Origin of the sequence: Roseibium salinum (assembly GCF_026240905.1) — a bacterium.
GTDB lineage: Bacteria > Pseudomonadota > Alphaproteobacteria > Rhizobiales > Stappiaceae > Roseibium > Roseibium salinum.
In genome coordinates this window covers 491,720-503,783 of sequence record NZ_JAPEVI010000003.1, presented here as the reverse complement: position 1 = coordinate 503,783, position 12,064 = coordinate 491,720, and the positions used below count along the sequence as shown (strand labels likewise).

The following is a 12,064-nucleotide window of genomic DNA, read 5'->3' as shown; positions in this document are numbered from 1 at the left end:
AATTTGGCCCCAGTGCAAAACACACGCTCCGGAGACGATCTCCGGAGCGTTTTCATTGTCCGCCATCCGGCCGCGGGTTAGGCTCCGACTCGGGTCGCGGGCCTGAGGAGAACACCGGTGCTGGCAATCGAAGAGCTGAAGACGCCGTTGATCGGCCCGGTCGACCTTTCGCTCGGCGCGGGCAGCTGCGTTTCGGTTTCCGGCCCGTCCGGCTCGGGCAAGACCCTGTTCCTGCGCGCGATTGCCGATCTCGACGTCAGCAGCGGCGCCGTTTTTCTGAAGGGTGTCGCCCGCGAGGCGATGGCCGCAACGCAGTGGCGCAGGAAGGTCGCCTTCATCCCCGCGGAAAGCGGCTGGTGGGCCGAGCGCGTGCGGGACCATTTCGAGGAAACACCGGAACTTGAGGAGCAACTCGAGGCCGTCGGCCTCGGCGGATCCCTTTCCTGGCAGATCGCCAGGCTGTCGACGGGCGAACGCCAGCGCCTGGCGCTTGTTCGTGCGCTCCAGCTCCACCCGGAGGTTCTGCTGCTGGACGAGCCCACCTCCGCGCTCGACCCGCCCTCCGTGAAGCGCGTGGAAGCCCTTCTTGAAGAGCGGATGCATGCCGGCTGCGCGATCCTGCTGGTCACCCACGATCCGGATCAGCCCAAGAGACTGGGCGCCCGCCGCTTCAAGATGACGGGCGGCAGGTTGACCGCGGACCAGCCACAGGAGGTGGCCCGATGAACACCTATCACGTTCTATCCTACTGGGATGTCGTGGCGGCCTCCGTCTTCCTGATCCTGAACGCCGTCTTTTCAATTGCGCTCGACCTCGGCCTGACCCGCACGCTGATCGTTTCGGCCCTGCGCATGACAGTACAACTCATACTCGTCGGACTGATCCTGAAGGCGATTTTCCTGTCCGCTTCCCTTGTGTGGACGCTGCTGGCCGCCGCCGTCATGGTGGTCTTTGCCGGCAGGGAGATCTGGGCCCGTCAGGAGCGGCGGCTGACGGGACTGTGGGGGCCCGGTCTCGGCGCAGGCGCGATGCTGATCGCCGGAACGCTGGTGACCTTCTACGCCCTTGCCGGTCAGATCCGCCCGGATCCGGTCTGGCTGCCTCAATATGCCCTGCCGCTATTCGGCATGGTGCTGGGCAATACCATGACCGGCGTCAGCCTGGGTCTCGACACCCTGCACAGCGGTCTTGCGCAGGGCAAGCGTGAGGTCGAGGCCCAGCTTCTTCTGGGCCGCACCCGGTGGGTGGCGATCCGTCCCGTGCTGCGCAGGGCGTTGCGCTCGGGCTTCACGCCGATCATCAACGCCATGGCCGCCACTGGCGTGGTCTCCCTGCCGGGCATGATGACCGGTCAGATCCTGTCCGGCATCGATCCGCAGGAAGCGGTCAAATACCAGCTTCTCATCATGTTCCTGCTTGGCGGCGCCACGGGCCTCGGCGTTCTCGGGGCGACCTTCGGCAGCATCTGGCGCCTGACGGACACAAGACACAGGCTGCGCCTGGACAGACTTACCGGAGGCACCTCATGATCGAACTTCACGGAGCGGATTATTCGGTTTACGTCCGCGCGGCGCGCCTGGCCCTGGAGGAAAAGGGCATTGCCTACAGGCTCCATTCCGTCGACGTCTTCGCCCCCGGCGGCCCGCCGGACGACTATCTGGCGCTCCATCCTTTCGGCAGGATCCCGGCACTGAAAAGCGGCAACTTCACGCTGTTCGAGACGACCGCCATCCTGCGTTATATCGATGAAGCCCTGGACGGGCCGCCGCTGCAGCCCGATACCCCGGAGGCGCGGGCGCGGATGACCCAGATCCAGTCGATCATGGACGGTTACGCCTACCGGACGCTGGTCTGGGACATCTATGTCGAGCGGGTGAGCAAGACGCGCGGCGGCGGGTCTGCCGACGAGGTCAGGATCGCCTCCGCCCTGGGGCCTGCCCGCAAGATCATCGCCGCTCTGGAACAACTCGTTGTCCCCGGTCCTTTTCTGCTCGGCGAACAGCTCACCCTGGCCGATTGCCATGCAGCGCCGATGCTCGCCCTTTTCGAAAAGGCGGAGGAAGGCGGCTTCTTGCTGAAGGCGGCTCCGAAGCTGTCGGAATGGCTGGCAAGATTCAAGGGCCGGGCGTCATTCGTGACGAGCGAGCCGGCCAGGCCGGACTGAGCGGCCGGTCAGGCGGGATCTTTTTCCGTTTCCCGCCCGTCGTCGGCAAACAGCTCCGGCTCTTCCCGGATCTCGTCCGCCGAGGCGAAGACACCGGCCTGCTGCAGCTCTTCCTCGGCCAGCTCTCCCAGAACCTTTTTGCCCGCAAAGGCGCGCGCGCGGGCTTCCTCCATGATCTTTTTGGCCAGCGCCGCGTCCCGGTCCATCAAATGCTTGAGGGCGCCGGCCTCCAGAACCAGAAGCTGGCAATCGGTATCGGCAATGATGGCGGCGGTGCGCGGGGTCTGGTTGATCAGCGCCAATTCGCCGAAAAAGCTGCCCTGCCCGAGATAGACCGTCTCATGGGGCAGCTTGATCGCCACCTCGCCATCCGAAATGAAGTACATCCGGTCGGCAACATCGCCCACGTGGGCGATGACGGCGCCCTTGCGCACGCTCAAGGCCTGCAGAAGCTTGGCGACCTCGGCAATTTCCGTCGCCTTGAGATCCTCAAACAGGGGCACTCTTGCCACCATGGACCAGGTCACCACGAAATCCCGGCTGTGAATCTCACGCGCGAAGGCCGAGGCGATGATACCCACCGGCAGCGCGATGAGCCCATAACCCATCAGCATCACCACGCCGCCGATCATCTTGCCCAGATTGCTGACCGGCACGACATCCCCGTAGCCAACGGTGGTCACCGTCGTGATCGCCCAGTAGATGCCGTGCAGGATGGAGCGGAATTTCTCCGGCTGATGCTGGTTTTCGATCAGGTACATGAGCGTCGCGGCCAGGAGGACGACCCCGAAAATGATCATGCTCGACCCGAGCAGCGCTTTCCTCTCGGCCGCAACCGCTGAAATGAGCGAGCGCAGGGCGGGCGAGTAGCGGGCAAGCTTGAAGAAGCGCAACAGCCGCAGGACAACGACAATCGTGACGGCCTGATCCGGCAGGAACAGAACGAAGAGCAGAGGCAGGGCCCCGATCAGGTCCACGATGGCATCGGGTTGCACGGCATAGCGCAGGCGCGAACGGATCGGGCCGAAGCGCCGCAGGGGCGGATGCAGATCCGCCACGTAGAGCCGCAGGATATACTCGGCAAGAAAGATCGCCCCGCAGCCAAGCTGCACCAGTTTGAGGTGGTCACCCAGGAACGCGTGAACCTCGGGAACCGTCTCGACCACGGCCAGCGCAATGTTGCTGATGATCAGGAAGATCAGGAACTGGCGCAGAAGACGTGCGGCGACCCGCCGCCCGCCCGTGTCTTCCAGCACCTCATAAAGCACCTGCTTGACGTCCCCGCTCCGCACATCACGCTCCGCGATTGATGGTTGTCTCTTAGTGTTTCATGAATAGCGGAAGAAGGAATAAGGACAAAGCCGTACCCGGGGCGAGCTGCGACAGGCCGCAGCGACGCGCGTTGAGGAGGCAGGGCCTTGTGGAGGGCGCCCGAGACCGAAAGCCTCCCCAGCATGAGCGACGGGGGAGGCAAATCCTCCCCCGCACATCACAATACGGTTCAGGCGTGTTACAGTCCGGCCAGATGCGCTTCGATGGCTGCGATCGCCGCATCGGCTTTCGAGCCGTCCGGACCGCCGGCCTGGGCCATGTCGGGGCGTCCGCCGCCGCCGCGCCCGCCGAGGGCTTCCGACCCGATCCGCACCAGGTCCACGGCACTGACCTTGTCCGTCAGGTCCTGGGTGATCGCGGTCACGATTGCGGCCTTGCCGTCTTCCGCCACGCTGATCAGCACCACGACACCGGAGCCGAGTTGGACCTTGGCTTCATCGGCCATGCCTTTCAGGTCCTTCGGGTTGATGCCATCCACCTTGCGGGCCATCAGCTTGAAGACGCCGGCTTCCTTCACCGGTGCGCCGCCCTCGCCGCCACCGCCCATGGCAAGCTTCTTGCGGGCATCGGCCAGTTCCCTTTCCAGCTTCCTACGCTCCTCGACAAGCTGGGCCACCCGCGCCGGCGCCTCTTCCGCGCCGGTCTTCAGGATGCCGGCAATCTCGCGCATGCGCCTGTCCTGGCTCTCCAGGTAGGCGCGGGCTTCAGATCCGGTCAGCGCCTCGATACGGCGCACGCCCGCGGCGACCGCGCCTTCGGAAACGAGCGTCACCAGACCGATGTCGCCTGTGCGCCTCACATGCGTACCACCGCACAGTTCCAGCGAATAGGTCTTGTCTGCCTTGTCGCCATGAAGCGCGGTGCCCATGGAGACCACACGGACCTCATCGCCGTATTTCTCGCCGAAGAGCGCCATGGCGCCGGCTTCGATGGCCTCGTCCACCGCCATCAGGCGGGTTTCGACCGGCGCATTCTGCAGCACGATTTCGTTGGCGTAGGATTCGACGGTTTCCAGTTCCTCTTCCGCCAGCGGCTTGGGATGGGCAAAGTCGAAGCGAAGCCGCTCCGGCGACACCAGAGAGCCCTTCTGAACCACATGGGATCCGAGCACTTCCCGCAGGGCTTCATGCACCAGGTGCGTCGCCGAGTGGTTGGCCCTGATAGCCGTGCGGCGGGCACGGTCCACCTTCAGTTCGAGAGCCAGTCCGGGCACCAGTTCTCCCTCTTCCACGACCACGCTGTGAACGAAGAGGCCCTCGGCCTTTTTCTGCGTGTTGGTAACCCTGACCCTGAGGTCCGTGCCCAGCATCTCGCCCGTATCGCCGACCTGGCCGCCGCTCTCGCCATAGAACGGCGTCTGGTTCAGAACCACATAGCCGCTCTCGCCGGCAGACAGCTTCGCGACTTCCTTGTCCTCGGCAGCGATGGCGGCAACGACGCCCTCGGCGGTCTCCGTCTCATAGCCGAGAAAGTCGGTGGCGCCGTGCTTTTCTTTCAATGCGAACCAGACCGCTTCCGTGGCCGCGCTGCCCGAGCCGGACCACGCCGCGCGGGCTTCCGCCTTCTGCCGTTGCATGGCCGCATTGAACCCGGCCGTATCGACGGAGATGTCGCGGGCGCGCAGGGCGTCCTGCGTCAGGTCGAGCGGAAAGCCGTAGGTGTCATAGAGCTTGAACGCAGTCTCGCCGTCCAACTGCCCGCCCGCGGAAAGGTCCGCCGTCGCGCTGTCGAGCAGTCCAAGGCCGCGCTCCAGGGTCTTGCGGAAGCGGATCTCTTCCAGTTTCAGGGTGTCCCTGACAAGGTCTTCCGCGCGCTGCAGCTCCGGATAGGCACGGCCCATTTCGCGCACCAGCGTCGGCACCAGCCTGTGCATCAGCGGCTCCGCGGCGCCCAGCAGATGGGCGTGGCGCATCGCACGGCGCATGATGCGGCGCAGAACGTAGCCCCGACCCTCGTTGGAGGGCAGAACCCCGTCGGCGATCAGGAAACTGGTGGACCGCAGGTGGTCGGCGATCACCCGGTGGCTGCCGAGCGCATCGCCTTCGGCATCGACACCCGTTTCATGTTCGGAAGCCGAAATCAGCGCCTTGAACAGGTCGATGTCATAGTTGTTGTGGACGCCCTGCAGGACCGTCGCCAGGCGCTCCAGTCCCATGCCGGTGTCGATCGAGGGACGCGGCAGGTCGATACGCCCTTCCCCGGTCTGCTCATACTGCATGAACACCAGGTTCCAGATTTCCACGAACCGGTCGCCATCTTCTTCGGCCGATCCCGGAGGGCCGCCCCAGATGTGCTCCCCGTGGTCGTAGAAAATCTCCGAACAGGGGCCGCAAGGGCCGGTATCGCCCATGGACCAGAAATTGTCAGACGTGGGAATGCGGATGATGCGGTCATCGCTCAGGCCGGCAATCTTCTTCCAGTAGACCGCTGCATCCGTGTCTTCGGCATAGACGGTCACCAGCAGCCTGTCCGCGGGCAGGCCGTAGACCTTGGTGATCAGGTCCCAGGCAAACTCGATCGCCCGGTCCTTGAAATAGTCGCCGAACGAGAAATTGCCGAGCATTTCGAAGAACGTGTGGTGGCGGGCGGTGTAGCCGACATTGTCCAGGTCGTTGTGCTTGCCGCCGGCGCGAACCACCTTCTGGGCGGTCGCCGCACGCGAATAGGGACGCTTTTCCAGGCCGGTAAAGACGTTCTTGAACTGGTTCATGCCCGCGTTCGCGAACATCAGGGTCGGGTCGTTGCGCGGTACCAGCGGTCCGGACTCGACCACTTCGTGATCGTTCTTCTTGAAATAGTCCAGAAAGGTTGAGCGGATTTCATTTACGCCGGTCATTCGGGTCTCGCATCGGTCCGTGCCCGGCGTCAGACCGGGCCTGTTGCAAATTCATCGGAGGCTGCGGGCCTGTCCTGGAAGCCGCGCCGGAACAGCCTTTTAACTTTGAGCTCAGACCCTGTCCAGCGCTTGCACGGGATCACCGCCAGGGTGCGAGCCCATAAATGAGGACGAAATGGCATGAGAAATGGCGAAACACCGTTAGGAAGGGTGCGTAGAGCGGGCTGTGCGCCCGGTCAAGCGCGCTGACGAAGCGGGGTGAAGCCATTTCTCATGTCCTTCGGATTTGACCGGATTGGGCCTCCTCTACGTCGCGAAAGGCTTGAAAATGAACCACATTTCCTGCGCTTCCGCTTCTTGAGGACGCGCAATCCGCCTCAAACCATTTCATCCTCATTTATGGGTCCGCACGCTACGGAATGCGGCGGATCCGCGAGCCGCGGCAAGCGTTTCACGGCGATTGTGACCGCAAGGACGGGAGAAGAACGCTGCAGAACAGGGTCCCGGCGCCTCGGGGGCAGAATCCGGCCGCTAAGCTCTCAACGCCAAAGCACCCTGCGCTCGCAAAAGCGCAGGGTGCTTTGCAGCAGATGGCCGGTCCACAGACCGGATTGCGATCAATCCTCGGCTTCTTCCGGCGCGGCATCCGGATCGATGATCGCTTCGGCAATCAGGCCGGCATTCTGTCGGACCGCCGCTTCGATCTCGGCGGCAATTTCCGGATTTTCCCGCAGAAACTGTTTCGCATTCTCGCGGCCCTGGCCAAGGCGCTGGCTGTTATAGGAGAACCAGGCACCGGATTTTTCAACGATATTGCCCTTGACCCCAAGATCGACCAGTTCGCCCATCTTGGAAACGCCTTCGCCGTAGATGATGTCGAACTCGACCTGACGGAAGGGAGGCGCCAGCTTGTTCTTCACCACCTTCACGCGGGTCTGGTTGCCGACCACTTCATCCTTGTCCTTGATGGACCCAATGCGGCGGATGTCGAGGCGGACGGAGGCATAGAATTTCAGCGCGTTACCACCCGTCGTGGTTTCGGGCGAGCCGAACATCACACCGATCTTCATGCGGATCTGGTTGATGAAGATCACCATGCATTTCGACTTGGAAATGGAGGCGGTCAATTTGCGCAGGGCCTGGCTCATCAGCCTTGCCTGCATGCCCGGCAGGCTGTCGCCCATCTCGCCTTCCAACTCGGCGCGCGGCGTCAGGGCCGCGACGGAATCGACGACCAGCACGTCGATCGCGCCCGAGCGAACCAGCGTGTCGGCGATTTCCAGCGCCTGCTCGCCCGCATCCGGCTGCGAAATCAGAAGATTATCGATGTCGACGCCCAGCTTGCGGGCGTAAATCGGATCAAGCGCGTGTTCCGCGTCGATGAAGGCGCAAATGCCGCCGGCCTTCTGCGCTTCAGCCACCGTGTGAAGGGCAAGGGTGGTCTTGCCCGAGGATTCCGGACCGTAGATCTCCACGACGCGGCCGCGGGGCAGGCCGCCGATGCCAAGCGCGATATCCAGACCCAGCGACCCTGTCGAGATGGCGGCAACTTCGACCACCTGCCCCTGCCCCATCCGCATGACAGAGCCCTTGCCAAAGGCCCGTTCGATCTGGCTGAGCGCTGCATCAAGCGCTTTTGTCTTATCCATCTGGCTGCTTTCTACGAGACGAAGTGTACTTTGCGACATTCCTTACGCTCCTTATTCCACGATGGACGCGCCGTTTCAATGGAAGCGTTTGTACACATTTTGTTCTCATTTGGCAATACGCCAAAACCGATTGGTATTAAAATAGAATTCGCTTTTTGTTTCCAGTATGTTCTCAAAACATACAACCTCAACTAACGCAACGTTAGAAAATTGCGGAAAAGTGCGTCATGTCGTCATGGTAGAGAATCACTCTCCCGCCGTGCAGACGGTTGCCGCCCTCACCCGGATCTGCTAGCCCGCATACTGACAGTCATCATCACCCGGCCAGCCGGTCCAGCCAAGGATGTCCGCCTCCCGTGCGCTCCTCCTCACCCAGTTCAGTGATCTGTATCGGTGCGATCCATCTCGACACGATCGCCCATGCCGGCGAGACCATTCGCCCGGAAACCTCGACTCCGGCGGCCTTCGTCTCCCGGCCGGGCGGGGTTGCGGCCAACGTCGCCCGGGCCCTCGCCCGGCTCGGCGTCGAGGCGCATCTTGTCGGCACCGTCGGAGACGACGCAGCGGCGCGCGAACTCACGCGGCGGCTGACCCTGGAAGGGGTGAAACTGGCTCATGTGCCGCGCCCCGGCCATACAACCGGGCAGTATCTCGCCCTCCATGATCCGGACGGAACGCTCGCCGCCGCCTGCGTCGACGACCGTGTCCTCAGCGAAGCCCCGTGCGACCTTTTCGATCCGGTCCTCGACGATCTCATCGCCGCATCGGCGCCGGAGACGATCTGGTTCCTGGATGCGAACCTGCCGGCGCCGATGCTGGCACATATCACCGGCCGGATCACCGGAGGGCGGATCGTCGCAAATGCCGTGTCCGATGCAAAGGCGCCCCGCCTGCAACCGGTTCTGCCCAGGCTCGACTGCCTGCTTCTCAACCGGGGAGAGGCCGCCGCCCTCACGGGCCTTGCGCAGGAAACCGGCGCGGAGGACCTGGCGAACGCCCTCGCCCGGACGGGAGTGCGCAGCCTTGTCCTAACCAGCGGCGCCGCCGACGTCCTCGTCTGGGAAGCCGGCAGCCTCAGCCGTTTTTCCACGCGGCAGGTTCCCATCGTCGACGTGACCGGCGCGGGAGACGCACTGACCGCCGGCATGCTGGCAGCTCTTGCCAGAGGATTTTCCCTTCGCGAGGCCGTGCCGTTCGGCCTCTCGGCCGCGGCGCTCACCTTGCGGGCGACCGGTGCGCTGGCGGATGATCTTTCCTGGGATGCCCTGCAGACATTTTGACCATTCGGACAAACTCCCGTCTTGGCGCCGCCCCGCCTTGCACCTATAACAGCGGCACGACATGCTGTGCCTGAACAGAAAAGCCTGGCGCCAATGACCACATCCCCCATGCCCCCATCCGCCTCCTTCCAGGATCTGATTGTCTATAGCGACGAAGTCCGCCAAGCCCTTGCCGGCGGCAGGCCGGTCGTCGCCCTGGAATCGACCATCATCACCCACGGCATGCCGTTTCCGCGCAATGTGGAGACCGCCCGGCAGGTGGAAGACGATATCCGGGCCGAAGGCGCCGTTCCGGCGACGATCGCGCTGATGGACGGCCGGATCATGATCGGCCTCGCCGATGCCGATCTCGACCGGCTGGCGCAGGCCGAAGACGTGATGAAATGCTCGCGGGCGGACCTTACCTTCGCGCTCGCCACCGCACGCTATGGCGCAACCACGGTCGCCGCCACCATGATGGCCGCCCATGCGGCGGGGCTGAAGGTCTTTGCAACCGGCGGCATCGGCGGCGTCCACAGGGGCGCGGAGACGAGCTTCGACATTTCCGCCGACCTCGATGAACTCGCCCGCACGCCGGTCTGCGTCGTCTCCGCAGGTGCCAAGGCCCTGCTCGACATCCCGAAAACGCTGGAAGTTCTGGAGACCAAGGGCGTGCCGGTCATCGCCTATGGCACGGAGGACCTGCCCGCCTTCTGGTCCCGCTCCAGCGGCCTGAAGGCCCCCTATACGCTGAATTCCGCGCAGGACATCGGCGCCCTCCTGAAAATGCGCGAACGCTTTCCCGGCCATGGCGGCGTCCTGATCGCCAATCCGGTGCCGCGGGAGCACGAGATCCCGCGGGATGAAATGACCGGCCATATCGACGCCGCGATCCGCAAGGCGGAAGCGGAAAACGTCAGGGGCAAGGACGTCACGCCCTTCGTTCTGGGCGCCATTCTCGATCTGACCGGCGGCCGCAGTCTGGAGACCAACATCGCGCTGGTGCGCAACAATGCCCGGCTGGCCGCCCGCATTGCCGCGGAGCTGGTCTAACTGCCTGCCAACCCGCAATTCACGCGAAACGCCCGATCTCGCTTACACATCTGTCGCATTAACCGTCTATGGATTGCCTTGACGGATTTCACCGTTTACGTGCACTGCAATCAGTTACAGTCTAGGGTATGGCCCTATAAAATTGAATGCACTGGTCTCTCTGGAGCGGACCGTATCCAAGGCGCGAAGGCGCAGGAAACCCGGCCGGTTTTCAAGTCTTCGCAACGCAGGAGACGGTCCGCTCCAGAGAGATCCAAAGGACACCAAAACGGCTGCGAGCAGCAGCGTCAAAGTCCTTGGCCGATGCACAAGCATCGACCTGCGGACTTTTCCTCCCCGCTCCTGGCCGTTTTGACGCCAGTGCGTTCAATTTTATGGGGCCATACCCTAAGCCGTTGACAATGCGGCATCCGCCTGCCCTAAATTTGCGGGTAGTGGCGTTAACAGGACGGTGCGGCAGACGACTTGCGGAATGGATCTGCAAGTGTGCCGCCGTCGTTGAAGGAGTCCCGAAATGACAGACGCGGCAGCACCAGCAAGCCCGGAAAATGCACCGGCAGCCACCGGAAGCCTCACACCGCTTCAATATCTCGACCGCGCCCTCTCGACGCTCCGGGACATCGGCATCCAGCCGGAGACCGAAACCGATGCGCCGATCAACGCGCTCCTGGAGCAGATCTCAGATCTCTCCCCGGACAAGGTGCTGGTGATCACCCGCACCCTCGGCCAGGCGTCCAACTTCAACGAGGTCGTCCGCTCCCAGGTGCAGCAGATGGATATCGGCGAGCGCTACGAGGAAATCACCGACGCCTTCAATTCCATCCGCGACGATGCCAAGGCGCTGGTCGACCAGCTGGCGGACGGCAGGATTTCCTTCACCGAGAACCTGTCCAACAAATGGCGCGAAATGCGCAGGGGCACGATTTCCGACCGGTTCACCGACATTCGCGACACCTACAAGGAAGTCGCCGTCGCCACCAAGGACCAGATCGAGCGCGAACAGACCATCCTGAATGCCTATCGTGATTTCCGCGGCGCGCTGAAACAGGCCGAAGTGACGGCGCTGGAACTGCTCAACATCGCAACAACCAGGCTGGACGCCACCAAGCAGGCGCTCGAGACCGCGTCCACCGAGGTCGAGGCCTATGCCGGCGGCGACGCGGCCCAGAAGGCCCGGCTGGAGCTGGCGCGGGACGAGAAGCTGCGTGAGATGCAGGACGAGGAAAAGCGCTACCAGATCGCCAAGGACCTCTCGGACAACCTGACGGTCGGCTACAACACCTCCGAAGTGATCATGGCGCGCCTGATGCAGACCACCAACGCCAAGGAGCGGGTCTATGCGCAGTCGGTCAGCTTCTTCTCCACCAACGAGTCCGTTCTGACCGCGCTCAACGCCTCCTTCACCGGCCTGCAGGGCCTGCACGAATCCACCGAAACGCTCAACGCCATGAAGGACGGGCTCAACAAGAGCCTGGAGACGCTGGCGGAGATCGGCGACACTGTGCAGAAGGAAGCGCTGAAGGCCGGTTACGGCCCGACGGTGGCGGCCGCCTCGGTCAAGAAGCTCGTCGATTCCGTCGTCAATTTCCAGGTTCACTCCCGGGAGATCATTTCGGAAATGCGGGAAATGTCGACAAAGAACTCCGAAGAGATCCGCAACGCGGTGGAAGACGGCAAGCGGCGCCTTGCCAAATTGACCGCGCAGTCCGGCGCGCTCTGATCCGTCCCGTTCCGGCCGGGCCGGACAGCCACCGGCCCGCCCAACCCGAAC

Annotated in this window: 9 protein-coding genes; 6 read left to right on the top strand and 3 right to left on the bottom strand. The window is 63.4% G+C overall.

The window, feature by feature from the left end; all coding sequences use genetic code 11:
* The first annotated feature begins 117 nt into the window (after positions 1–117).
* Genes ON753_RS06775 through ON753_RS06765 form a run of 3 tightly spaced genes read left to right on the top strand, consistent with a single transcriptional unit; the run spans position 118 to position 2,164 of the window.
* Positions 118–726 carry an ABC transporter ATP-binding protein gene (locus tag ON753_RS06775; RefSeq protein ID WP_323054689.1) on the top strand — a complete coding sequence of 203 codons (609 nt, stop codon included), beginning with the start codon at positions 118–120 and terminating at the stop codon, positions 724–726.
* Positions 723–1,529, top strand: coding sequence for an ABC transporter permease (locus tag ON753_RS06770; protein WP_265961811.1), 807 nt, complete (start codon positions 723–725; stop codon positions 1,527–1,529). Before ON753_RS06775 ends, ON753_RS06770 begins: the two co-directional genes overlap by 4 nt.
* Positions 1,526–2,164, top strand: a complete 639-nt coding sequence (locus ON753_RS06765) for a glutathione S-transferase family protein (RefSeq protein ID WP_265961810.1) — start codon at positions 1,526–1,528, stop codon at positions 2,162–2,164. The genes ON753_RS06770 and ON753_RS06765 overlap by 4 nt, the downstream gene beginning before the upstream one ends.
* A gap of 8 nt (positions 2,165–2,172) precedes the next feature.
* Here the strand turns inward: ON753_RS06765 and ON753_RS06760 are convergent, their stop codons facing one another.
* The 3 genes from ON753_RS06760 to recA form a co-directional block, all read right to left on the bottom strand.
* Positions 2,173–3,456, bottom strand: coding sequence for a cyclic nucleotide-gated ion channel (locus ON753_RS06760; protein WP_265961809.1), 1,284 nt, complete (start codon positions 3,454–3,456; stop codon positions 2,173–2,175).
* A gap of 218 nt (positions 3,457–3,674) precedes the next feature.
* On the bottom strand, positions 3,675–6,332 hold the full coding sequence (alaS, locus tag ON753_RS06755) for an alanine--tRNA ligase (protein ID WP_265961808.1): 2,658 nt from the start codon (positions 6,330–6,332) through the stop codon (positions 3,675–3,677).
* A gap of 617 nt (positions 6,333–6,949) precedes the next feature.
* Positions 6,950–8,020, bottom strand: coding sequence for a recombinase RecA (gene recA, locus ON753_RS06750; RefSeq protein WP_265961807.1), 1,071 nt, complete (start codon positions 8,018–8,020; stop codon positions 6,950–6,952).
* A 317-nt stretch (positions 8,021–8,337) separates the two neighbouring features.
* On the opposite strand from recA, the gene ON753_RS06745 reads away from it, so the two are divergent.
* The 3 genes from ON753_RS06745 (at position 8,338) to ON753_RS06735 (ending at position 12,013) form a co-directional block, all read left to right on the top strand.
* Entirely contained in the window at positions 8,338–9,261 is a 924-nt protein-coding gene (locus tag ON753_RS06745) for a PfkB family carbohydrate kinase (RefSeq protein WP_265961806.1), read from the top strand.
* A 93-nt stretch (positions 9,262–9,354) separates the two neighbouring features.
* A complete protein-coding gene (locus tag ON753_RS06740; protein WP_323054688.1) occupies positions 9,355–10,293 on the top strand; it encodes a pseudouridine-5'-phosphate glycosidase in 939 nt (312 codons plus the stop codon).
* A gap of 514 nt (positions 10,294–10,807) precedes the next feature.
* Positions 10,808–12,013, top strand: a complete 1,206-nt coding sequence (locus ON753_RS06735) for a cell surface protein (RefSeq protein WP_265961805.1) — start codon at positions 10,808–10,810, stop codon at positions 12,011–12,013.
* Positions 12,014–12,064: the final 51 nt, after the last annotated feature.

Excerpts from the sequence above, each read along its gene's own strand:
- ON753_RS06770 (WP_265961811.1), top strand. The coding sequence starts at position 723 with ATGAACACCTATCACGTTCTATCCTACTGGGATGTCGTGGCGGCCTCC.
- ON753_RS06765 (WP_265961810.1), top strand. The coding sequence starts at position 1,526 with ATGATCGAACTTCACGGAGCGGATTATTCGGTTTACGTCCGCGCGGCG.
- alaS (WP_265961808.1), bottom strand. The coding sequence starts at position 6,332 with ATGACCGGCGTAAATGAAATCCGCTCAACCTTTCTGGACTATTTCAAG.
- recA (WP_265961807.1), bottom strand. The coding sequence starts at position 8,020 with ATGTCGCAAAGTACACTTCGTCTCGTAGAAAGCAGCCAGATGGATAAG.
- ON753_RS06740 (WP_323054688.1), top strand. The coding sequence starts at position 9,355 with ATGACCACATCCCCCATGCCCCCATCCGCCTCCTTCCAGGATCTGATT.
- ON753_RS06735 (WP_265961805.1), top strand. The coding sequence starts at position 10,808 with ATGACAGACGCGGCAGCACCAGCAAGCCCGGAAAATGCACCGGCAGCC.